The organism is Paenibacillus sp. FSL H8-0457 (genome assembly GCF_038051935.1).
In the GTDB taxonomy this organism is placed as follows: domain Bacteria; phylum Bacillota; class Bacilli; order Paenibacillales; family Paenibacillaceae; genus Paenibacillus_AQ; species Paenibacillus_AQ lautus_A.
The window spans coordinates 2,232,931-2,253,714 of the sequence record NZ_CP150293.1 but is presented as its reverse complement, the minus strand read 5'-3'; the positions used below and the strand labels follow the sequence as shown (position 1 = coordinate 2,253,714).

Annotated in this window: 19 protein-coding genes; 3 read left to right on the top strand and 16 right to left on the bottom strand. The window is 54.5% G+C overall.

The genetic code is table 11. The features are described 5' to 3' along the window. Positions 1–30 precede the first annotated feature (30 nt). From rpoZ to MHI43_RS09770, 7 genes are all read right to left on the bottom strand, one after another. Positions 31–231, bottom strand: a complete 201-nt coding sequence (gene rpoZ / locus MHI43_RS09800) for a DNA-directed RNA polymerase subunit omega (protein WP_009592612.1) — start codon at positions 229–231, stop codon at positions 31–33. A 59-nt stretch (positions 232–290) separates the two neighbouring features. Beyond that, positions 291–863 (bottom strand): guanylate kinase, encoded by a 573-nt coding sequence (gmk, locus tag MHI43_RS09795; RefSeq protein ID WP_009592584.1) that lies wholly within the window; start codon positions 861–863, stop codon positions 291–293. A gap of 13 nt (positions 864–876) precedes the next feature. Beyond that, on the bottom strand, positions 877–1,137 hold the full coding sequence (locus MHI43_RS09790; protein ID WP_006209218.1) for a DUF370 domain-containing protein: 261 nt from the start codon (positions 1,135–1,137) through the stop codon (positions 877–879). 53 nt (positions 1,138–1,190) lie between these two features. Next, the gene (locus MHI43_RS09785) at positions 1,191–2,078 is read right to left on the bottom strand and encodes a YicC/YloC family endoribonuclease (RefSeq protein ID WP_036665917.1); all 888 of its coding nucleotides are present in this window, start codon (positions 2,076–2,078) and stop codon (positions 1,191–1,193) included. 38 nt (positions 2,079–2,116) lie between these two features. Then, positions 2,117–3,988: a bifunctional homocysteine S-methyltransferase/methylenetetrahydrofolate reductase gene (locus MHI43_RS09780; RefSeq protein ID WP_015734328.1), complete on the bottom strand. Its 1,872-nt coding sequence runs from the start codon at positions 3,986–3,988 to the stop codon at positions 2,117–2,119. Between the two features lie 181 nt (positions 3,989–4,169). After that, positions 4,170–5,006, bottom strand: coding sequence for a diaminopimelate epimerase (gene dapF, locus MHI43_RS09775; RefSeq protein ID WP_036666168.1), 837 nt, complete (start codon positions 5,004–5,006; stop codon positions 4,170–4,172). A gap of 76 nt (positions 5,007–5,082) precedes the next feature. Continuing rightward, positions 5,083–7,878, bottom strand: coding sequence for a calcium-translocating P-type ATPase, SERCA-type (locus tag MHI43_RS09770; RefSeq protein WP_036665919.1), 2,796 nt, complete (start codon positions 7,876–7,878; stop codon positions 5,083–5,085). Between the two features lie 184 nt (positions 7,879–8,062). Between MHI43_RS09770 and MHI43_RS09765 the strand changes: the two genes are divergently transcribed. Then, positions 8,063–9,820, top strand: a complete 1,758-nt coding sequence (locus tag MHI43_RS09765) for an NFACT RNA binding domain-containing protein (protein WP_015734325.1) — start codon at positions 8,063–8,065, stop codon at positions 9,818–9,820. A 107-nt stretch (positions 9,821–9,927) separates the two neighbouring features. Here MHI43_RS09765 and MHI43_RS09760 read toward each other — a convergent pair whose 3' ends face one another. The 9 genes from MHI43_RS09760 to MHI43_RS09720 all read right to left on the bottom strand — a co-directional run bounded on the left by MHI43_RS09760 (position 9,928) and on the right by MHI43_RS09720 (position 18,913). Continuing rightward, a complete protein-coding gene (locus tag MHI43_RS09760; RefSeq protein ID WP_015734324.1) occupies positions 9,928–10,794 on the bottom strand; it encodes a PHP domain-containing protein in 867 nt (288 codons plus the stop codon). A 42-nt stretch (positions 10,795–10,836) separates the two neighbouring features. Beyond that, on the bottom strand, positions 10,837–11,733 hold the full coding sequence (locus tag MHI43_RS09755) for a selenium metabolism-associated LysR family transcriptional regulator (protein WP_015734323.1): 897 nt from the start codon (positions 11,731–11,733) through the stop codon (positions 10,837–10,839). 116 nt (positions 11,734–11,849) lie between these two features. Beyond that, a complete protein-coding gene (locus MHI43_RS09750) occupies positions 11,850–12,287 on the bottom strand; it encodes a hypothetical protein (protein ID WP_009589660.1) in 438 nt (145 codons plus the stop codon). 420 nt (positions 12,288–12,707) lie between these two features. Further along, entirely contained in the window at positions 12,708–12,971 is a 264-nt protein-coding gene (locus MHI43_RS09745; protein WP_006209210.1) for a YlbG family protein, read from the bottom strand. Between the two features lie 47 nt (positions 12,972–13,018). Next, positions 13,019–13,456, bottom strand: coding sequence for a YlbF family regulator (locus tag MHI43_RS09740; RefSeq protein WP_015734322.1), 438 nt, complete (start codon positions 13,454–13,456; stop codon positions 13,019–13,021). 103 nt (positions 13,457–13,559) lie between these two features. Continuing rightward, complete coding sequence (locus MHI43_RS09735; RefSeq protein WP_036665921.1) at positions 13,560–15,278, bottom strand: helicase-associated domain-containing protein; 1,719 nt, start codon at positions 15,276–15,278, stop codon at positions 13,560–13,562. Beyond that, positions 15,275–17,083, bottom strand: coding sequence for a DNA repair helicase XPB (locus MHI43_RS09730; RefSeq protein ID WP_340969895.1), 1,809 nt, complete (start codon positions 17,081–17,083; stop codon positions 15,275–15,277). The genes MHI43_RS09735 and MHI43_RS09730 overlap by 4 nt, the downstream gene beginning before the upstream one ends. Positions 17,084–17,200: 117 nt before the next feature. Further along, positions 17,201–18,370: a M20 family metallopeptidase gene (locus MHI43_RS09725; RefSeq protein WP_144374217.1), complete on the bottom strand. Its 1,170-nt coding sequence runs from the start codon at positions 18,368–18,370 to the stop codon at positions 17,201–17,203. A 33-nt stretch (positions 18,371–18,403) separates the two neighbouring features. After that, the gene (locus MHI43_RS09720) at positions 18,404–18,913 is read right to left on the bottom strand and encodes an NUDIX hydrolase (protein ID WP_036665923.1); all 510 of its coding nucleotides are present in this window, start codon (positions 18,911–18,913) and stop codon (positions 18,404–18,406) included. 252 nt (positions 18,914–19,165) lie between these two features. Between MHI43_RS09720 and MHI43_RS09715 the strand changes: the two genes are divergently transcribed. Together MHI43_RS09715 and ftsW are read left to right on the top strand one after the other, a co-directional pair. After that, positions 19,166–19,513: a YugN family protein gene (locus MHI43_RS09715; RefSeq protein WP_009589628.1), complete on the top strand. Its 348-nt coding sequence runs from the start codon at positions 19,166–19,168 to the stop codon at positions 19,511–19,513. Positions 19,514–19,524: 11 nt separating this feature from the next. Next, positions 19,525–20,742: a putative lipid II flippase FtsW gene (gene ftsW / locus MHI43_RS09710; RefSeq protein ID WP_009589615.1), complete on the top strand. Its 1,218-nt coding sequence runs from the start codon at positions 19,525–19,527 to the stop codon at positions 20,740–20,742. The last annotated feature ends 42 nt before the right edge of the window (positions 20,743–20,784 follow it).

Below are 20,784 nucleotides of genomic sequence, written 5' to 3'. Positions count from 1 at the left end.
CGCATGGTATTCGAATGTTGAAAAAAAGCCTTAGTCCTCTCCACGCTCGATCTTCACGTAATCGCCATAGATTTCTTCCAGAGCGACACCGACGAACTTATGGGATTTCGGATGTTTCAACTCGCTGACTTCTCCTTCACGCAATTGGCGTGCACGGCGGGAAGCCGCAACCACAAGAGAATATTTACTGTCCACTTTATTCATCATTTCATCAATGGATGGATATAACACAGTCGAAGCACCTCTTCTTTATTTACTTGAAAGTTTTACGCCGTCTATGAAAAGACAGCTTACTTTCTCACCTTACAATGTTCGGCTATAATGATAGATTGTATTCTCTCGCAAGCAAGATTGATTTCATCGTTCACTACGGCATAATCATAATGCTGCAGCAGATTGATTTCGTCAACAGCTACGGACATGCGGTGGTCGATCGTGGCCTGACTTTCTGTCCCCCGGCCCTGGATCCGATCTTTCAGTTCGTCCAACGACGGCGGCATCAGAAACACAAAGATACCGTCCGGAAACTTCTCCTTGACCTTCAGCGCGCCCTGCACTTCGATCTCCAGTATAATATCCTTGCCGGTGGCTAATGTTTCTTCCACAAAATCTCGAGGGGTTCCATAATAGTTCCCGACGTATTCCGCATATTCGAGAAGCTGGTCGTTCTCAATCATATCCATGAATTGTTCCCGACTTTTGAAAAAATAGTTTACGCCGTTTACCTCGCCGAGCCGCGGCGAACGCGTCGTAGCCGACACCGAATACACCAGTTCCGGAACCCGGCTGCGAAGTGCCGTACAGACGGTTCCCTTTCCAACGCCGGAAGGACCGGACAATACAATCAATAATCCTTTAGACATAGTACTCCTCATCTTATTCGTCGTTGTCGTCATCTTTGCTGGACAGACGGTGAGCCACCGTTTCCGGCTGTACGGCCGATAAAATCACGTGGTCGCTATCGGTAATGATAACAGCCCTCGTCCTTCGGCCATATGTAGCATCAATCAGCATATGACGGTCCCGTGCTTCTTGAATGATCCGCTTGATCGGAGCCGATTCAGGACTCACGATTGAGATGATCCGATTGGCCGATACGATGTTTCCGAAGCCAATATTAATAAGTTTGATTGCCATAGTGCGGTTGCTCCCCCTATACATTTGACTCTTACTTGCCGATGAAACTGCGGTTATTCCACATTGGCGGCTTGTTCACGAATCTTCTCCAGTTCCGCTTTCATTTCGACAACACGGTTTACCAGAGTCAGATGATTGGCTTTCGATCCAATCGTATTGACTTCTCTGTTCATTTCCTGAATCAGAAAATCCAGTTTACGGCCTACAGGGCTTTTCTGAAGTAGCAGCTCCCTGCATTGTTCCAAATGGCTGTGAAGTCGAATCAACTCCTCGTCCACATTGGAACGTTCAGCAAACAGAGCGACTTCCATTCCGAATATATGTTCATCAACAGCAAGCGATCCGTCATCAAGAGATTCAATGCGCTGCCGCAGGCGCTTCCGGTATTCGGCCGGAACCTCCGGAGCAAGCTCGGTCATCTCCCGGTGCAGCTGCTGCAAGCGGTCAAGCCTCTGCCCGATATCCTTCGCGAGAAAAGCGCCTTCCCTGCTGCGCATCTGGACCAGACCCTCAAGCGCTTGTTCCAGACCTTGAAGAAGCGCATCATTCCATAACCTCTGCTGCGCTTCATCCATGGAAAGTCCGCTCGGAGTTACAAGAACATCTGGCAGCGTCAAAATATCCCGCACCGCCAGATCTCCCGTGATTCCGTATGACTTCAAATCCTCGGCTGCCTGTAAATACGCTTGAACCATGGCATGGTTCAGCACGGCACCCTGAGACTCGCCGTTGTTTTCCTTGTTAATATAAACATCAATCCGTCCGCGTCCGATCCGGCTCTGTACCGCCCGTCGAAGCGAATCCTCGAAGAGTGCCCATTCACGGGGCATGCGAAAGACGATCTCGCAGTACCGGTGATTAACTGACTTCACTTCGAAAGAGATACTGTAGCCTTGAAAATCGACAACGGATTGCCCATATCCGGTCATGCTCAATGACATCGGAATCACATCCATTACACTATTGTAATTGATAATTATTAATGAAACAAGGGGGTCAATCGGCGGCCCGATTTCTCCCAGACGTACTCCATTAATTGTACGCTCATTTCATAGAACATAAACGGCGTCATCAAATAGATGCCGTTAAAATGCTCTGTCGCAACATCCAGCAGCTCCTTGCCGATCTTGACGCCCATCGCCCGGCCCGCTTCGCCTTCAAGTCCCGCCATGCGGCTGCGGACTTCGTCCGACAGCTGAATGCCCGGCACCTCATTGTGCAAATACTCGGCATTGCGCCCGCTTGCCAGCGGCATGATGCCGATGAAGATTGGAATATCCAGATGCGCCGTCGCTTCCCGAAGCCTAACCATTAACTCGGGATCGTAAACGGGCTGCGTCATGACGTAATCGGCGCCCGAAGCAATCTTCTTCTCCAAGCGGGCAACCGCTTTGTCCAGATGCCTTACATTTGGATTGAACGCTGCCCCGACAACGAATTTGGCTTTTTGTTTCAGCGGCTTTCCGGAGAAAGCAATGCCGTCGTTCAGCTGCTTGATCATCCGAATGATTTCAAACGAGGTCATGTCGTAAACCGAGCTGGAATCCGGCAAATCCCCAAAACGGGCCGGATCCCCCGTCACCGCAAGCACATGGTCGATGCCGAGCGCGTCGAAGCCCATCATGTGCGACTGCGTCCCGATCAGGTTCCGGTCGCGGCAAGCAATGTGGATCAGCGGCCGCAGTCCCGTGCGTGCTTGTACCAGATGGCCGAGAGCCATGTTGCTCATGCGGGTTACGGCCAGCGAGTTATCCGCAAGGGTCAGCGCATCGGCTCCCGCTTTTTTCAAAGCTTCCGCGCCTTTCATGAACTTGGTGATATCCAAATCCCTCGGAGGGTCCAGCTCCACGATAACCGTATGCCGTTCCTTTACGATATCGACAATCGTCGGCTCCCCGCTGCGCTCGTAGAATTGCTCCTGGGCGGTTTCGTGAATCACGATCCGGTTGATCTCCGCCTCTTCGACGGCAGGGAGCGGCGAAGGAACGTAGCCGGATAGCGCCGAGGAAATTTCCGCGATATGCTCCGGCGTCGTCCCGCAGCAGCCGCCGATAATGCGGGCGCCGCGATCCGCAAACTCCAGGGCCGTTTTCCCGAAATACTCGGGACTCGCGCCATACCGGTATTCCCCGTCCACATAATCGGCGATTCCCGCATTCGGGTAGACCGAAGCCGGAAGATTCATGATGCCGTTCAGGGTTTCCAGCGCGCGCATGATGCCGTTCGGCCCCGTCCGGCAGTTAAACCCGATCACGTCCGCGCCTTCATGGCTCAATATGCGGTATGCATCCGGCATCGTGAAGCCGTCCAGCGTGCGGGCAATATCCTCCACCGCGAACTGGCAGATCACCGGCAGGTCGCTCAGCATCCGTGCCTGCGCCAAAGCCAATTGCATTTCATCCACGTCGTAGAACGTCTCGAGCAGGATGCCGTCAACGCCTTCGGAGATGAGTACGGACAGCTGCTCTTCGAAGTAACGCTTGAGCTCGCTCGTGGAAATATTGCTTCTTTTGCCTGCCCGAATGGAGCCGACCGCTCCAACCACATATCCTTGATCGCCGGCGGCTTCACGCGCAATTCTCACGCCTGCGCGGTTGATCTCTCCTACCCTCGCCTCCAAGCCGTATTTGGACAGCTTGTCATAATTGGCTGAGAACGTGTTGGTCTCGATGACCTGTGCACCAGCCTCAACATACTGGCGATGAACGTTCCCGATGACCTCCGGAGAGGTTAAATTCAGTTCTTCATATGAAATGCCTACAGGAAATCCTTTTTGATATAAATAAGTACCCATCGCGCCGTCACCGACCAGTACCTGATTCTCCCATGCCTGCCGAAGATTCGGTTTCATCGCGTTTTCTCCTCCACCCGACGTTTATTTTCAACTAATGTATCATAAAACCTCTGCAAAGATAAAGAGACAAAAGGGAGGCCTTCGAAGGCCTCCCTACCGTGTCCGTCCCTGCAGGACAAACTTATGAACATGCTGTTTTTTTCAACTGCCGGAGGAAGAGAAGCGGCCAGCAGATGCCCTAAATTGCCAACTTCCCTTTGTATACAACCTCGGCCGGTCCCGTCATGTACACATGGTTATCAAGCTCATCCCACTCGATGAACAGGTCCCCGCCCTTAAGCGAGATCGTCGCGCTGCGGTCTGTGGCCCCGTTCAGCACGGAGGATACCAGCGTCGCGCAGGCGCCGGTGCCGCAGGCCAGGGTCGGCCCCGCGCCGCGCTCCCATACCCGCATGTCCACTTGACCGCGTGAATTCACCGTTGCAAACTCCACGTTGATCTTTCTCGGAAAGAGCGGGTGCACCTCAAGCTTAGGACCCCATACGCCGAGATCAAAGTTCACCGCATCGTCCACATAAATGACGCAGTGCGGATTGCCCATGGAAACGGCAGTGAATCGGAATTCCCGGCCGTCCACTTCAACGGGATGATTCACCACCGGATTGAGATCGACCAAGGTCGGCACGCTAAGTCCATTCAGGACCGGTTCGCCCATATCGACCCTTACGCTGCTTACTTGACCGTCCTGCACCGTAAGACGCACTTGCTGCACGCCGGCTCCGATGGTTTCTATGGTAATCTCCTCGCGGTCGATATGGCCATGATCGTACACATATTTCGCGACGCAGCGGATGGCGTTGCCGCACTGCTCCGCTTCGGAACCGTCCGAATTCATAATCCGCATCATGAAATCAGCCTTCGCGGAAGGCAAAATATATACAAGTCCGTCAGCACCGATGCCGAAGAAGCGATTGCACAGCTTCACGGCCAATTCGGATGCATCGGATGGAAGTTCCCGTTCGCCGTATACGACAACGAAGTCGTTGCCCAATCCATGCATTTTCGTAAATTCCATCATAAAACCCCATCTCCTCTGCAATTGCTACGCTCGTGCTTAGCATATCGCAGAGGTGATGGGCTATCCATTCATTTTACGCCGAAATATTTGCACTCTTCGTCATCATGCCGCGGCGGTTCCGGTTGCGGTTCCGTCTGCCGCCCCACACGCTTCCGGCCCCCATCAGGAAGGTAGGAATGCCGGCGGCGACGAGTGTCAATGCCCACTCTTTCAGGCCAAGCGGAACCGTCTTGAAGATCGGCTGGAACGCCTCGATGTACATGACGCCGAGCATCAGCAATACGGAGGACAGCACAGCCAGAACCAATGCTTTGTTCTGAAGCGGGTTCCGATGGAAAATCGAGCGCGAGCTGCGGCAGTCGAACACATGGATCAGCTGGGCCATGACAAGGGTAGCAAAGGCAACGGACTGCGCCTTGGCCAGCTGCGCCGGATCATTCGGCGCGATGCGCAGCGTGACCCAAAATGCGCCGAGCGTGCACAAGCCGATCAAGATGCCGCGGCTGATGATTTTCCAGCCAAGGCGTCTGGCGAAAATATTTTCCTTGGCCCCCCGCGGCTTGTGCTCCATCAGGTCCTTCTCCGGCTGGTCCACCCCGAGCGCCATGGCCGGGAGCCCGTCGGTGACCAGGTTTACCCACAGAATCTGGATCGGAACGAGCGGAAGCGGAAGCCCCATCATCATCGCAAAAAACATCGTCAGAATCTCGCCGACATTGGAGGCCAGCAAATAGCGGATGAATTTGCGGATATTTTCATAAATGCTCCGCCCCTCCTCAATCGCCGAAACAATCGTGGAGAAATTATCGTCACTGAGCACCAGCGACGACGCTTCCTTCGTTACGTCCGTGCCGGTAATGCCCATGGCAATCCCTATATCCGAGGCTTTGATGGCTGGTGCATCGTTCACGCCATCCCCCGTCATGGCAACCACATGCCCCTTCCGCTGGAGCGATTTCACGATGCGAAGCTTGTGCTCGGGAGAGACGCGGGCATAAACGAAGGTTTGATCCACCCTCGCATCCAGCTCCTTGTCGTCCATTCGGGATAACTCCTGTCCCGATAGCGACAGGCCGTTCCTTGGCAGGATCCCGAGCTGGGCCGCGATCGCTTCCGCCGTTGTCCGATGGTCGCCCGTGATCATGACGGTCTTGATTCCGGCGCGGCGGCAAGTCGCAATCGCGTCGCGCACTTCACGGCGCGGCGGATCGATCATTCCGGCCAGCCCCACAAAGATAAGCTGGCTCTCGGCCTCTTTCTCCGTTTCCGGCTTATCATAGGAACGCAAATCCCGATAAGCCAAACCAAGCACGCGCAGCGCGTTGGAAGCCATGCCTTCATTGGCGGCCAGCACCTTCTGGCGGAGCGTGGAGGTCAGCGGCACGACGTTCCCGTCCCACATGATATAAGCACAGGCGTCCAGCAGGACGTCCGGTGCGCCCTTCGTGCAGAGCAATCGTCCGCCCTGATGGCTGACGATGACGGACATCAGCTTCCGCTCCGAATCGAAAGGAAACTCTTTGTCTCTTTGGTAGATAGAGTTCAGGCTGCCCTTCGTCAATCCCATTTTGGACGACAGCGTCAGCAGCGCTCCTTCTGTCGGGTCCCCTTTTAACTCCCAAGCAGCTGCTGCCGGCTCCTCCTTGCCCTTGCGCTTGCTCCGGGCTTCCTCCTGCACATTCTCATAGATCTCCGCATTGTTGCACAGCCCGCTGATTTGCAGCAGTCTGCGAAGCCCCTGATCGGATCTCAGCTCGACAGGCTTGCCTCTGTGGAGGATCTGACCCGTCGGGTCATACCCGTGCCCGGTCACTTCCAGCGTACGTCCTCCCAGCCAAACCTGGGTCACGGTCATTTTATTCTGCGTGAGCGTCCCCGTTTTATCCGAACAGATCACGGATGCGCAGCCCAGCGTCTCCACGGATGGCAGCTTGCGCACGATCGCTTTGCGCTTGATCATGCGCTGCACGCCGAGGGATAGCGCAATCGTGACGATGGCCGGCAGCCCTTCGGGAATGGCCGCTACGGCAAGGCTGACCCCTGCGAAGAACATCCCTGCTGCAGGCTGTCCATGCAGAATGCCTGCGACTACGACCAAGACCGTCAGCCCCAACGACACGGCGATCAGAATTTTGCCCAGCTGCTCCAGGCGATGCTGCAGCGGCGTCTCCTGGGATTCCGTGTTTTGGATCAAATCGGCGATTTTGCCCATCTCCGTATCCATTCCGGTCCGGATGACAACGCCTTTACCCGTGCCGCGGGCCACCATCGTTCCCATGAACCCGATGTTCTTCCGGTCGCCCAGCGGAACTTCCGCATCGTGGATCGGCTCAGCATGCTTATTTACCGGCAGGGACTCGCCGGTCAAGGCGGACTCCTCGACGCTGCAGCTGTTGATCTCCAGCCAGCGAACGTCGGCCGGGATACGGTCTCCGCTCTCGACGAGAATGACATCGCCAGGTACGAGTTCTCTGGCCGTTAGCTGCACCACCTTGCCGTCCCGGATGACCTTGGAGGTCGGCGCGGACAGCTGCTTCAAGGCCCGAAGCGACCGCTCCGCCTTAAATTCCTGGATGAAACCAAGGATCCCGTTGATCAGGATGATGGCGACGATCGTGACGGCATCCAGATACTCGCCCAGCAGGCCGGATACCAGGGTGGCTCCAAGAAGCACCAGCATCATGAAATCCTTAAATTGATTCAAGAACAGAACAAATGGAGAAATTTTAACGCCCTCGGAGAGCTCGTTGTAGCCACTTTTTTTTCGTCTCTCCCCGGCTTCCTCTTCCGTGAGGCCCTGCTCCGGATGCATCTGCAGTACTTGCTGCAATTCATCCGTGTCCATCTGGTGCCATTGCTTTTGTTCCATGCTTCCTTTCCCTCCCGGTTGGTTTTGCAAGTTCCGGCGGATGACAGCTTTTCCACCCTTTCTACGTAAATGTATTCGGACAGGTCCTGAATTATCACAGAAGGGGCCTTAAGTTTTTAAGGGAAATATGGCATCATAGAGAAGTACGATTAGGAAGGGTAACAGACAGATAGGAGAATGAAGGATGGCACTAGACGGCATTGTCACGCGCGCGATCGTGCATGAGCTTCAAGCCTGCCGGGGCGCACGAATCAATAAAATATATCAACCGAACGATCGGGACATCGTGTTTCACATACGCACCCAGCAAGGAAACGCCAAGCTGCTGCTCTCCGCAAACCCCACATATCCCAGGGTGCATCTGACGCAGGAAACGTTTCTCAATCCGGCCGAAGCGCCGATGTTTTGCATGATTCTGCGCAAGCATTGCGAAAGCGGCATCATCGAGGACATCCAGCAGGTGGGCATGGAGCGGATCATCCATATGACGATTCGCCAGCGCGACGAGCTCGGGGATGTTTCCTCCAAGAAAATCATCGTGGAGCTGATGGGCAGACACAGCAACATCATTCTGCTTGATCCCGCGAGCGATACCATACTGGACGGCATCAACCATGTGACGCCCGCCATCAGCAGCTACCGCGTGGTCATGCCGGGATTTTCCTACACGGATCCGCCGGAGCAGCATAAGCGGAGCCCGCTCGAAACTGGGCAGGAAGCTTTCCGGGAGTCCTGCCTGGTGAACGAGGAGCCGGCCGTCCCATGGCTGGTCGGTACATTCAGCGGCCTGAGCCCGCTGGCAGCGCAGGAAATAGCCCACCGTGCAGGAGAAGGCCATCCTGGCGGAAACGAAGGGGAAAAAGATTGCGGCAGCCTGTGGCGTGCATTCGATGAGGTGATGGGGCAAGTCCGCAGCCATCAATATACGCCTATTACAGGCGTCAATGCCAAGGGCAAATCGGTGTTCTCCGTCATACCGCTGACATTGCTTGCGGACGAGACCAGAACCTACGAATCCGTCAGCCAATGCATGGAGGATTATTACGGGGATAAGGCGCAGCGGGACACGGTTAAACAGAAGGTCAGCGACCTCCTCCGATTCCTGCAGAATGAACGGACCAAAAACATCAAGAAGCTGGATAATCTGAACAAAGATTTGGAGGAAGCCGGCGATGCCGATCGGTACCGGATTTTTGGCGAGCTTCTCTTCGCCTCGCTCCATCAGATTCAGAAGGGCGACCGCGAAGTCCAGCTGATCAACTTCTACGATGAAGAGCAGGCGACCGTCACCATACCGCTGGATCCGCTACTGACACCATCGGACAATGCCCAGCGTTATTTCAAAAAGTACAACAAGTATAAGAACAGCCTTGCGGTCATCAATGAACAGTTAATCAAAACCCGTGAAGAGATCAACTATATCGAGAATCTTCTGCAGCAGCTGTCGCATGCTTCCTTGAACGACATCGATGAAATCAGGGACGAATTGGTCCAGCAGGGATATTTAAGAGACCGCAGCCGCAAAACGAAGAAAAAGAAGAAAAACGACAAGCCGACGCTGCATGTCTATACTTCATCCGAAGGCGTCGAGCTCTATGTGGGCAAAAACAACCTTCAAAACGAATACGTGACCAACCGTCTCGCTTCCTCGAACGACACATGGCTGCACACCAAGGATATCCCAGGTTCCCATGTGGTCATCCGCAGCAGCGAGTACGGGGACGCGACGCTCCAGGAAGCGGCGCAGCTGGCGGCTTATTACAGTCAGGCCAAAGAATCAAGCAGCGTGCCCGTCGACTATACGCTCATTCGCCACGTCCGCAAGCCGAATGGAGCCAAACCCGGCTTCGTCATCTACGACAATCAGAAAACGCTGTTCGTGACGCCGGACGAGCAGCTGATCAAGGCCATGCCCAATTCGGTAAAAAACAATCGCAATTAAAATGAACGGAAGACGCGGATAGATCTTCATTCAGCCAAAAAAACGGGTACCCCGCAAGGTCAAAATGACCATCCGGGATACCCGTTTTTCTTACCGTTCCGTCCGTCTTAGGTCCTTGCCCGCGCCTGTTGGAGCTGGTCCAGCACCTGGGTGGATACCTGGCGGCTGCCGATATCCCCATGGAATACCTGGCCTTGCCTCTGTCCATGGTAATCCGATCCGGCGGTCACGATGAAGCCGTACTCCTCGGCCATCGCCAAGTAACGTTCCTCCTCCGATACCCCATGGTCCGAATGATAGACTTCGATCCCCTTGAACCCTGACTCTTCAATGACCGTTCTGACCAACGCATCATCGCCGTAGAGTCCGGGGTGCGCAAGCACCGGCACGCCGCCGGCTTCACGGATCCATTCGCAGGCTTCCTTGGGATGGATCCGCGGCTGCGGTACATAGGCAGCAGCGCCCTGGGCGAGATACCGGTCGAAGGCATCCCGCAGATCCAGGGCATGTCCTTTATGGACCAGCGCATCCGCAATATGCGGGCGTCCGATGCTCTCATCTGGCTCCAGCGGCCGCCCCAATACCGCAATGACTTCCTCCATCGTAAGCTCGATGCCAAGCTCGCGAAGCTTAGCCAAGATCTTCTCATTGCGCTTCTCCCTGGTGCGGCGAAGCGCTGCCAGCCGCTCCAGAAACACGGGGTCCCGGTGATCGACGTAATAGCCCAGGACGTGAATATCCGTCCCGCCTGCCATGGTGCTGATTTCTACGCCGGGGACCACGATGATGTTCAAGCGCTCTCCCGCTTGCAGCGCTTCCTCGATGCCGGCTACGGTATCATGATCCGTAATGGCCAAAGCCCCCAGCCCCCGCTCATAGGCAAGCTGCACGTTCTCCGAAGGCGTATTCATTCCATCCGAAGCCTGGGTGTGCGAATGAAGATCGCAGCCCTTTCGAGACGCAAGTTTATCCATGGCGTTCAATCTCCTTTCGTTGTATATACGGGTATGCTTGCATTAACGCCGTCGCTCTCTTAAATAGGCCAAAAACGTCATCGCCGACATCGGCAAGAGCGCCGACCGCAAATGAATGGAATAGAAATTCCGTTTAAATGACGCATCCGCGATATCGATCATTTTGACTAACCCGAGCGCCGTCTCGTGCTTAACCGTAGAGGTTGACAGCATCGTGATGCCGAGTCCTTCCTCTACCGCCGATTTGACAGCTCCCGTGCTCCCCAGCTCCATCACCGTCTGGATGCTCTCGGGATCGTGCCCCCGCTCCAGCAGCACGTCCTCCATGACCTTCCGGGTGCCGGAACCTTTCTCGCGCAGCACAAACGGATACGTCAGCACATCCTTCAAATATATAGCATCTTCCCTTTGCGCTAAAGGATGGCTGGAAGGAACGATCAGTTTCAGCTCATCTTCCATGACCGCATCCAGCACCATGTCCGGATGTTCAACCGGAGCCTCGATCAATCCGAAGTTCAGTTGATGGCTTGCGATTTCCTCGAGAATCTGCGTAGTGTTCATCACTTTGAGCATTATCGATATGTCCGGGTACTCCCGGCCGAAGGGCCCCAGCAATCGCGGCAGCACATACTCCCCGATCGTCAGGCTTGCCCCGAGCTGCAGCCTTCCCTGAAGTTTGTTCGAGAAAGCCGCCATGGCCGCGTCCGTGGCCTGCGACAGCTCCAGGCTCCTGCGGGCAAAGGGGAGCAGCGTCCTCCCGGCCTCGGATAACTCCATGCGCTTGGTGGAACGGATGAGCAGCTTTGTCCCAAAGTACTCCTCCAGCGCCTGCACCTGCATCGTCACGGCCGGCTGGCTCATATGAAGCGCTTGCGCAGCGGCGGAAAAACTTCCCCGCTCGGCCACCGTGTAAAAGATATGTAGCTGGTGAAAATTCATCGTTTCGGTTCCCCTCTCGCTGCCGCTCTTGTTTTATATTGTAACGGATCGCGGCAGCGCATACAAAAAAAGACATCCGCGCTTACGCTCGCATGCCATTTCATGACTTTATTTCTTTATTTACGCTTGCGGCTGTTCTTGATCAGCGTCATGCGGCGCGAATGACGAAGCCATGAGTAATAAGACTTCAGGTCCCGAAGCTCAATGGTTTCGGACATACGCCCCAAAAATGTTACAATGATCATCCGATGCAGTGGGTTGCCGATCAGATCGCGTTCGTGCTCCAGCTCCGAGAACTCCGCCACAACCACCAGGTCGTCGTCGATCAGATAGACATCCTGTTCGTTGCGGTAATACGGCACGATCCGGTCCTGCTTCAAGCACTCCCACATCCAAGTCCCGATTTCCTCGTGGGAGGTGTCATGGCCTTCCACCCGGTCCGTATAACGGCTCTTTGCATGATTGGTAATCACGATATCGGCTACCTTTTTATCATTTAACGTAATATAAAACGGCTCATAGGTGCTCCACCGCTCAGTCCCTTTGTCGCGCATGGAATATCACTCTCCACCAAATGGGTCTTTGTATCTATGTATATATACCCAACATATTACATCATTCCACTGTCATTCACAAGATTGAAACCTCGCTTCTTGTGAACAATCACCGAAAATTTAGAAATAGCTCTAATTGCATCCTGGTGCGGAAGGTGCAAATCCGGATGGAATGATGGGTCCCATTAAAATGTAAATTGTACCTTACTTATACTATTTTATCAAATGGCCTTCCGATTTATGCCAATCTATCGCCGCAAATCGAAATAATCTTTGGAAGTTCATGCGTGACTTGCGAGGCTAATACTTTCCAAGGCTTTAAAAAAAGCGGCCCCAGGAGGGGCCGCTTTACGCTTTTCTCGTATTCTTACAAGATACGCGATATGCGATTTGCACAGATTCTCGAGCAGGCACATCCTGCTAGGGACCGTAAAACTTGGCTTTATCCGGCCCCTTGCTGCTGTACTCTGTCTTAATCTCGTTCCGGTAGGAGCGCTCGATCTTACGAACGTAGGACAATCTCCGGATGTTCTTCATTGTCTCTTCGGCACGGTCAGCGTTGACGTACATGACAACGTAATGCATGCGGCGCGATATATAATGGACGCTGCCGTATTTCTCCAAATTCCTTGCTGCCTTAACATCGCTGACCCATATAATAAAACCCGTCCGTTCAGCCAACATCCTAAGCTCCTCGCCTCACTTTCGTCTCTATCTCTAATGTATGCCCCTTATCCGCACGAGCAGGCTCCTCCGCTGCCGCACCCCTTCTTCGGAAGAGGGTCATTGCCGGGAACCTTGATGCTCTCCGAAACCGAAAAAGCAATCCTCTCCGACATGGAATGCAGCAGATCGTCCAGATTCTTCTCCGCCTGCTTGAACCGGGCTACGGGCTCAAAAGCCTCCAGTTCCGCTTCCACCGCGGCTACTTCATCCTTGGCCGAATGATAATTCGGGTGAAAGTGGCCGAACCGCTGCGTCTCTTCGAACAACTCCTTCTTCGAGTCAAGCTTTCTGACCAAAGCCTGAATCATGGGGTCATTCTCAACTGCCTGCTTCCAATATAGATAATCCGCCACTTCGACGGAAGCATTAATCATGTCGCCTATTTCGTAGGCATAGGTGAGCACCTCGGCCATATCGACCGTGTTTATTTCCGATACGCTCATGAACTCATCCCGCTTTTCTATTAAATTTGGCCCGCGTGTTGATCGTGGACTCTTTCATCATAGCATAACGCTCGTATCTTAAGAAGGGGGAATTCAAACGCTTTTACGGAATCACAAGCCGCATTTCCCTCCATTCCCCTTCGCCTAACTCCACGATGGCTCCCGTCTTATCCGAATCCGGATCGTATAACGCACCCGAAATTTTCCACGGCTGACGCAGGATTTGAAATGGAATGAATTCCATGCGGCTGCCATCCACGGCAATCTCCAATTTGGCCGACAGCTCCAGCGCCTGCTCCATCATTTGTTTGGCCGTCGAGCCGTGGTAAGAGCGCCAATCCCGTGTCCACATGACAGGAATCCGGTTCAAATCGGGAATGATCGACGATGGATCCGGCAGGGTGTCATCAGGTTCAAGTACAAGCTCGCTTCGTGCCGGGCGGATCAATCCGCAGGAGGGACGGCTACGACTCCCCCACTGCATAGGGTAACGTTCATTTCCATCAGTACCCGCAAGTTCCGTATCCTCTTCCGGAAAAGCCTCTTCATAGCGAGGCGACTCGTTCAGGCCCGCCCTGTCCATCTCCTTGCCCCATTGGTATAAAGCAGATTGCACGTTCTCCGGCATTCCGGCGGCTGCATGTTTCGAGAAAAAGGCCGCGATTCTGTCCGGCTCCATTCCGGCTTTTGCCGCCTGAATCACCGAATCCCTTGTCAGGCGATAGACCGTCATCACATCATCCAAAATCCGCTCCGTGCAGCAAGCAGCTTGAAACTTAACGGAATTCGGCACATTGGGCGGTATCAAAATGTCAAAATCCGGCTGAATGAACAGACCCGATGATCCGGTATCAGCCCCTTCGCTTCCATCCAGCAAGGAGGAGGGGGCCACACGCCAGCGGAACAGGAATTGACCATCGTCATCGATGCCCAAATCGGTGTAACCGCAGCCGGTTAATAACCGGAGCCATGAAGCGGCTTCCTCCGGCAATAATTCTTTTCCGGTGGATGCACCTCCTTCCAAAGGCTCAGAGACTGCAGCGGGCATCTGCCAGGCGCGGTACCACACCCCGCCGGACAACGACGAGTGACATATCCGCCAAGTCCAATGCTGAAACTCGGCCGAGTTCGGAATGTAACGTTCCATCATGTGAAGAAGGACGGACCGGTCCATCGCTTCCCGGGAGAGCATAAGCCAACGCCGCAATGAGGTACGGTTCAGCTTGAGTTCCCCCTGCTCTGCAACGACCAGCTCAAACGTAAACAGCAGATCCAACACCATCGCGACATGTTGAGGGTACGCATCCGAATGATCATAGTGAAGGGCGAGCCCTTCGACATCGTATGGCGTTAAGGCGATCTCGCCCCCCAGTTTCTGAATGCATTTCTTATGCAAAATCCCTTTAGCGGTCAACGATACGCGGTTCTTGGCCATATATACGAGAACATTGAACATATCGATCGCTATGCCGCTTCTTGCTTCCTGCTGAAGCCTCACGGATACAGAAGGCAGGGAGCCTGTTTCATGAGCCTCTACAGGACCACAGCCTTCTAGGAGGATCTGCAGCTTGTCAAAAGGAATGAAATACAGCCTCTCGCCCCAACCCCGCTTGACCGCTCGCACCCATCCCTGTTGTCTCAAGGAGATGAAGGCAAGCTGCGCCTCCACGCCGCTCAAGCGGGGAAATCGCAATGAGCGCAGCTTGTCGTCATCGAAACCCTGCCCGGCAAAGCGGCGCCAGATATGATAGAGGACCGATCGCTCCTTCGGAAGGAGCCGTTCCAGGCTCATCGTGTCCGCCATGTCCTGCTGCCTCGTCATCTCCACGAGACCTCCTTCCCGTCGGGATGCTGATAAGAACGGGGATTTCGCATCGCGATCAGATCCAGGGAGGCCGCCGGCTGCTTTGCATGTATCGCGTGATATTCGTACCCCTGCTCAATCAGAAACAGCTGTCGCCGGATCGCAAAGATCTCCTCCCGGCTGTCCTCCGTTACCAATGCATAAAAATAAGCCCGATTCTCCCCTGACTTCGGCCGCAGCAAACGTCCAAGCCGCTGCGCTTCCTCCTGCCGAGAGCCGTAACTGCCCGAAACCTCGATCGCTACGGAAGCATCGGGGAGATCGACCGCGAAGTTTGCCACTTTCGATACGACAAGCACGCGTATGTTTCCTTCCCTGAAGGCGTTATACCATTCGTTGCGCTGATCCTGGGTCATTTGTCCCGTGATGAGCGGGGCCTGCAGCTCCCTGGAAATGGCATGGAGCTGATCCAGGTATTGTCCAATGATGAGCGTCTGCGCATCCTTGTGGACATCCACGAGCTGCCGAATCACATCAAGTTTGGAGGGATTCTCGGCAGCCAGCCGATATTGCTCCCTTTTGTTTGCCGTTTCGCAGGCTTCTCTGATCTCGTCCGGCAGCGGCACCTTAATCTCCGTGCAGGTCACCGAAGCAATCCACCCTTGTGCCTCCAGCCTTTTCCACGGCATTTCATATCGTTTGGGACCGATCAGGGAGAACACGTCGCTCTCCCTTCCATCCTCGCGAACCAAAGTGGCGGTCAGGCCAAGCCTGCGGGTCGCCTGGATGTCGGCCGTCGCGCGGAATACCGGTGCGGGAAGAAGATGAACCTCGTCATAAATGATCAAGCCCCAGCGCCGTTCATTAAACAGCTTCATATGCTGCTGCTCCTCCCCCTTGCCCTGCCGGTGGGTCAAGATGTGGTAGGTAGCGACCGTCACCGGCCTGACCTGTTTGCGTTGACCGGAGTATTCGCCGATTTCATCCACGGACAGCGTCGTTTTCTGCATCAGCTCGGCGATCCACTGCCTTACCGACGTAGTATTGGAAGTGAGGATCAGCGTCTCGCATTGCAGCTCGCGCATGGCGGCGATGCCAATGACCGTTTTCCCGGCCCCGCATGGCAGGACCAGCACTCCGTTGCCGCCTTCGCCGCCAATATCCCTGAAGGATTCGGCAGCCTTCTGCTGATAGTCGCGAAGCACGAAGCGCTGATCGTTGGATCCGCCGTTCGAATCTTCAAGGCGCCAGCTGCCCGATTTTTCTCCCCGCCAAAGAATGTTCAGGTATTGCCCGTCCATATATCCCGCGTGGTCCAGCACAGGATAGCCGAGCCGGGTCATCTCCTGCTTTAACACGCCGCGGCGGTCCGAAGGCACCTCTGCTTCCTTCGGTGAAATCAACCGGACGCCGATTTCCCTCAGGGAGCGATGGGACGTCAGCTCCTGCATCAGGGCTTCCTCATTGCTGGATAACAGCAATGCACGTTCAAGCGTTGGATGCGGGAGCAGCGACAGCTGCCCGTAACGCCCAACGAGCTGGCGAACCTCTTCCAGCAGGGCGGCCGGCACGTCCCAACGCGACAACGACTGAAGGCTCGAGCAAATCGCTTCAGCCGACATGCCCCCTGCAGCGGCGTTCCATAAAGATAAAGGGGTCAGGCGATATGTATGAAAAGACGCGGGACTTTTGATCAAATCCGCATATTGGGCTAGCTGCTCGCGCGCAGCCTCCGCATCCGCATGGGCGGTTTCAAGAAGTATGGTCCGATCGCGCTGGACGATGCAAGGCTTGTTGTGCACCCTTATTCCTCCTCGTGACATTCGGTCATCTAAAAAAAAGAAGTCCACATCCATGTCCTGGATCTGAACTTCCCCTATGATCAATAGGATTTCCAAATAACGAGCGTTCATGCGCGAAGATTGCGATTTTGTGAAAATCTATTCCCCGTTCTGATAGCTCGACACCATCTCGACCAGCAGCTTCGCCCCGTAGCGCATCGCATCTTCATCAAAGTCGAACATCGGATGATGATGCGGATAAATCGCCCCTTTGTCGGGGTTGCCGGCTCCAACGAAAATGAAGCAGCCCGGAATTTCCTTCAAGTAATAAGCGAAATCCTCTGCCGGCATCAGTTTGGGCGAGACGATGACCTGATCCGCATCGAACACTTTGGGTGCCGTACGGAAAAATCGTGCGGTTTCGGCTTCATCGTTCACCACGGGAGGGTAGCCGACGAGATATCGAACCGCCGCCTTTGTGCCGTAGGTTTCGGAAACCGTCCGGGTCATATGCTCGATCCGCTCCCGGATCAACGCCCGGGTAGGTTCGTCAAACGTGCGCACCGTCCCCGTGATCCGGCAGGAGGAGGCTATGACGTTTTGCGCCGTTCCGGCCTGCATCGTCCCTACCGTAACGACGGAAGGCTGCAGCGGATCCACGGTGCGGCTTACGATGGTTTGAAGCTGCATGACAAGCGCAGCCCCCGCAACCAGGGCATCGGCCGTCACATGCGGCATGCCGCCATGCCCCCCGCGCCCCGTAATGTCAATGAAAAACTCATCCGCCGCCGCCATCAGCGGACCCGGCGCGCTCGCTGCGGTGCCTACAGGTAACGGCGTCCACAGGTGCAGACCATAGACGACGTCGGCCCCTTCGAGCGCTCCGTCCTTGATCATCTCCACCGCGCCGCCGGGGCATACTTCCTCCGCCGGCTGGAACATAAAACGAATCTCCCCCTGAATTTCTTCCGGGAACGTGCTGTAATATGCGGCGGCTCCAAGCAGCATGGAGGCATGCCCGTCATGCCCGCAAGCGTGCATCACTCCCTGCACCCTGGATTTGTATTCGCAGCTCTTGCCGTCCTCGATCGGCAGCGCATCCATGTCGGACCGCAGCACAACCGTCCTGCCGGGTTTATCCCCTTTTAATGTCCCTATAACTCCATGCCCGCCAACACCGGTCTTGACCGCAAGACCGAGCTCCTGCAGCCGGGCTGCTATAAATGCCGAAGTTTCCTTCTCCTGGAACGAAAGCTCCGGGTGCATATGTAAATGACGCCGCCACTCCACCATCCGTGGATACCATTGATCCCAAAATGCTTCCTTCATCAAGTTCATCATCCTTCCCCCGCTATTGGCGGCTCAATCGATCGCAAGAAAGCCGTGGAGTTTGCTCAGCAGCAGTCCGTGCCCAACCATGGCATCCATCCGGCCGCCCTCCTTGATCTTGCGATATACATCCCTGAGCGGGACCCACACCGCTCTAACGTCTTCGTCTTCCTCTTGATTCGACTCCCGGCTCCCGGACACCTTCAAATCGTCGGTGAAATAAAAATAAACGTTCCGGTTGGCCAGAGAAGCCATCGGATAAGCACTGCCCATGTAGGACAGGTCCTTGCACTGCACGCCTGCCTCTTCCTCAAGCTCCCGCTTAACGGCAAGCGCGCGTTCCTCGCCGGGCTTCACCGTTCCGCCGGGAAGCTCCCAGGTGATCTCATTCACCGCTTCCCGATGCTGGCATACCAGTAGCAGGCACCCTTGATGGACGGCCACAACCGCTGCCGAATCCGGAATCCGGTCGATCACGACGATTTCCTTCTGCCCGTTTTCTTCCACTGCATAATACTCCGTGCGGTAAACGACGCGGTTCATAGGCCGTATCCACCCTTCGCTTGAATTGAAGTCCTATGAATATATAACCACCAGGATGGAAAGCGTACATTTCACAGCGTTTTCACTTGCATTTATTTTAACAGAAAAGAAGAATGCTTGCCGTTATCAAAATCTTATCTGGATAAATGGTCTCAATTGAAGCGTGACGGGCGGTACAGGCTTGCACAAGTTCTTGAAACATACTATCATATTAAAGAACTTTGCAAGGACTATTAAGGGGGTTACGACCACATGATTTTCGAAAATACAGGCTTGGACGGATTGCACAGCGATTTAGCTTACCTCGATGAATGTGCCGAGAAAGTAGGCTTCATTCGTTGGCAGTGGGAATACTACCGCGCTACATACGACTTGAAAATCGAAGATAAAAAAAATCAGGCTGAATACTTCCTGCGCATTAACACCCGCGCTGTTGAAGGCAAGCTGGAGAAACCCGACACCATCCTCAAAATCGAAGCGGTATACCTGGGTAAAGCCACGTTCCCGCACGGTCTCGAGTATGAATCCATGGCTCCGCAGCCTGTCATGAATGTGGCCACCAAGAAGCTTCAAGAGCTCAAAGCTCTTCTGGAAGCGTAAGGTCGAACACGATGAATACGACCAAACCTCAGCCGAAGAGAGGGACGCCTGATTTCCAACTGCTGATCCTTACCTTGCTGTTGGTGGGATTCGGACTGATCATGGTGTTCAGTTCCAGCTCCAGCTTGGCCGTTTTCAATGAAAAATTCAATAACGATCCGCTGCACTTCACGAAGCGGCAAGCCGCGTTTGCGGTTCTGGGCACGTTTGTCATGTTTGTGGCCATGAACATCAACTATAAGAAATACAAGAAGCTATTCATACCGGTGTTTTTTCTAACCTTGATGCTGCTGATTCTTGTGGTGATTATCGGTTCCGCAACCAACGGCGCCACAAGCTGGTTTAATTTGGGGAAATTCGGCATCCAGCCGACCGAACTGGCCAAAATCGCGACCATCGTCTATCTGGCAGCGCTGATCACCAAAAAAGGGGAACGAATCCGTCAATGGAAGGGCGGTTTCTTCCCCGTACTCATTATTGTAGGGATCGTAGCTGGCCTGATCATGCTTCAGCCCGACCTGGGCTCCTGCTTCATCCTCGTGGCTACCAGCGGGCTGTTGATCTATGCGGGGGGCGCCAGCCTTAAGCATATTCTCGGCTGTATCTCGCTTGTTGCGCTTGGCCTGGTGCTCACGCTCGGCGTCGGATCGCTCTTCAACTCCGGCGGAGATCAGGAGCAGGCCTCCAAGAACTACAAGATGGGACGAATCGAGGCATTCATGGACCCGTTCCATGACGAATCGGACACGGGCTACAATCTGGTCCAATCGCTGATTGCCATCGGCCAGGGCGGCGTTACCGGAGCGGGTTACGGGGAGAGCGTGCAGAAGCTGCATTATCTGCCGAATCCTTACAACGATTTCATCTTCTCGGTCATCGGCGAAGAATTCGGTTTTATCGGAACCGCGATATTCCTGCTGCTCTATTTATACTTCATCCTGCGGGGGATCATCGTGTCGCTTCGCTGCTCGGATCCGTTCGGAACCTTGACCGGCGTCGGCATCATGGGACTTATCGCCATTCAGGCCTTCATCAACATCGGCGGGGTGACCAATACCATTCCGATTACGGGCGTTACCCTCCCGTTCATCAGTTACGGCGGTTCCTCGCTGCTGGTCATGATGCTGAGCATGGGCATCGTGCTTAGCATATCCAGGGACAGCAACCGTCCGATGAAAGAGGAGCAGGTTAAATCCGTAATTAAAAAAGACTACCGGGCAACCGTGTAGTCTTTTTTGTTCATTTTTTTCATCATTAGCGGGGGCTGATCC

Excerpts from the sequence above, each read along its gene's own strand:
- gmk (WP_009592584.1), bottom strand. The coding sequence starts at position 863 with ATGTCTAAAGGATTATTGATTGTATTGTCCGGTCCTTCCGGCGTTGGA.
- MHI43_RS09790 (WP_006209218.1), bottom strand. The coding sequence starts at position 1,137 with ATGGCAATCAAACTTATTAATATTGGCTTCGGAAACATCGTATCGGCC.
- MHI43_RS09785 (WP_036665917.1), bottom strand. The coding sequence starts at position 2,078 with ATGTCATTGAGCATGACCGGATATGGGCAATCCGTTGTCGATTTTCAA.
- MHI43_RS09780 (WP_015734328.1), bottom strand. The coding sequence starts at position 3,988 with ATGAAACCGAATCTTCGGCAGGCATGGGAGAATCAGGTACTGGTCGGT.
- dapF (WP_036666168.1), bottom strand. The coding sequence starts at position 5,006 with ATGGAATTTACGAAAATGCATGGATTGGGCAACGACTTCGTTGTCGTA.
- MHI43_RS09770 (WP_036665919.1), bottom strand. The coding sequence starts at position 7,878 with ATGGAACAAAAGCAATGGCACCAGATGGACACGGATGAATTGCAGCAA.
- MHI43_RS09765 (WP_015734325.1), top strand. The coding sequence starts at position 8,063 with ATGGCACTAGACGGCATTGTCACGCGCGCGATCGTGCATGAGCTTCAA.
- MHI43_RS09760 (WP_015734324.1), bottom strand. The coding sequence starts at position 10,794 with ATGGATAAACTTGCGTCTCGAAAGGGCTGCGATCTTCATTCGCACACC.
- MHI43_RS09755 (WP_015734323.1), bottom strand. The coding sequence starts at position 11,733 with ATGAATTTTCACCAGCTACATATCTTTTACACGGTGGCCGAGCGGGGA.
- MHI43_RS09750 (WP_009589660.1), bottom strand. The coding sequence starts at position 12,287 with ATGCGCGACAAAGGGACTGAGCGGTGGAGCACCTATGAGCCGTTTTAT.
- MHI43_RS09745 (WP_006209210.1), bottom strand. The coding sequence starts at position 12,971 with ATGTTGGCTGAACGGACGGGTTTTATTATATGGGTCAGCGATGTTAAG.
- MHI43_RS09740 (WP_015734322.1), bottom strand. The coding sequence starts at position 13,456 with ATGAGCGTATCGGAAATAAACACGGTCGATATGGCCGAGGTGCTCACC.
- MHI43_RS09735 (WP_036665921.1), bottom strand. The coding sequence starts at position 15,278 with ATGACGAGGCAGCAGGACATGGCGGACACGATGAGCCTGGAACGGCTC.
- MHI43_RS09730 (WP_340969895.1), bottom strand. The coding sequence starts at position 17,083 with ATGTCACGAGGAGGAATAAGGGTGCACAACAAGCCTTGCATCGTCCAG.
- MHI43_RS09725 (WP_144374217.1), bottom strand. The coding sequence starts at position 18,370 with ATGAAGGAAGCATTTTGGGATCAATGGTATCCACGGATGGTGGAGTGG.
- MHI43_RS09720 (WP_036665923.1), bottom strand. The coding sequence starts at position 18,913 with ATGAACCGCGTCGTTTACCGCACGGAGTATTATGCAGTGGAAGAAAAC.
- MHI43_RS09715 (WP_009589628.1), top strand. The coding sequence starts at position 19,166 with ATGATTTTCGAAAATACAGGCTTGGACGGATTGCACAGCGATTTAGCT.
- ftsW (WP_009589615.1), top strand. The coding sequence starts at position 19,525 with ATGAATACGACCAAACCTCAGCCGAAGAGAGGGACGCCTGATTTCCAA.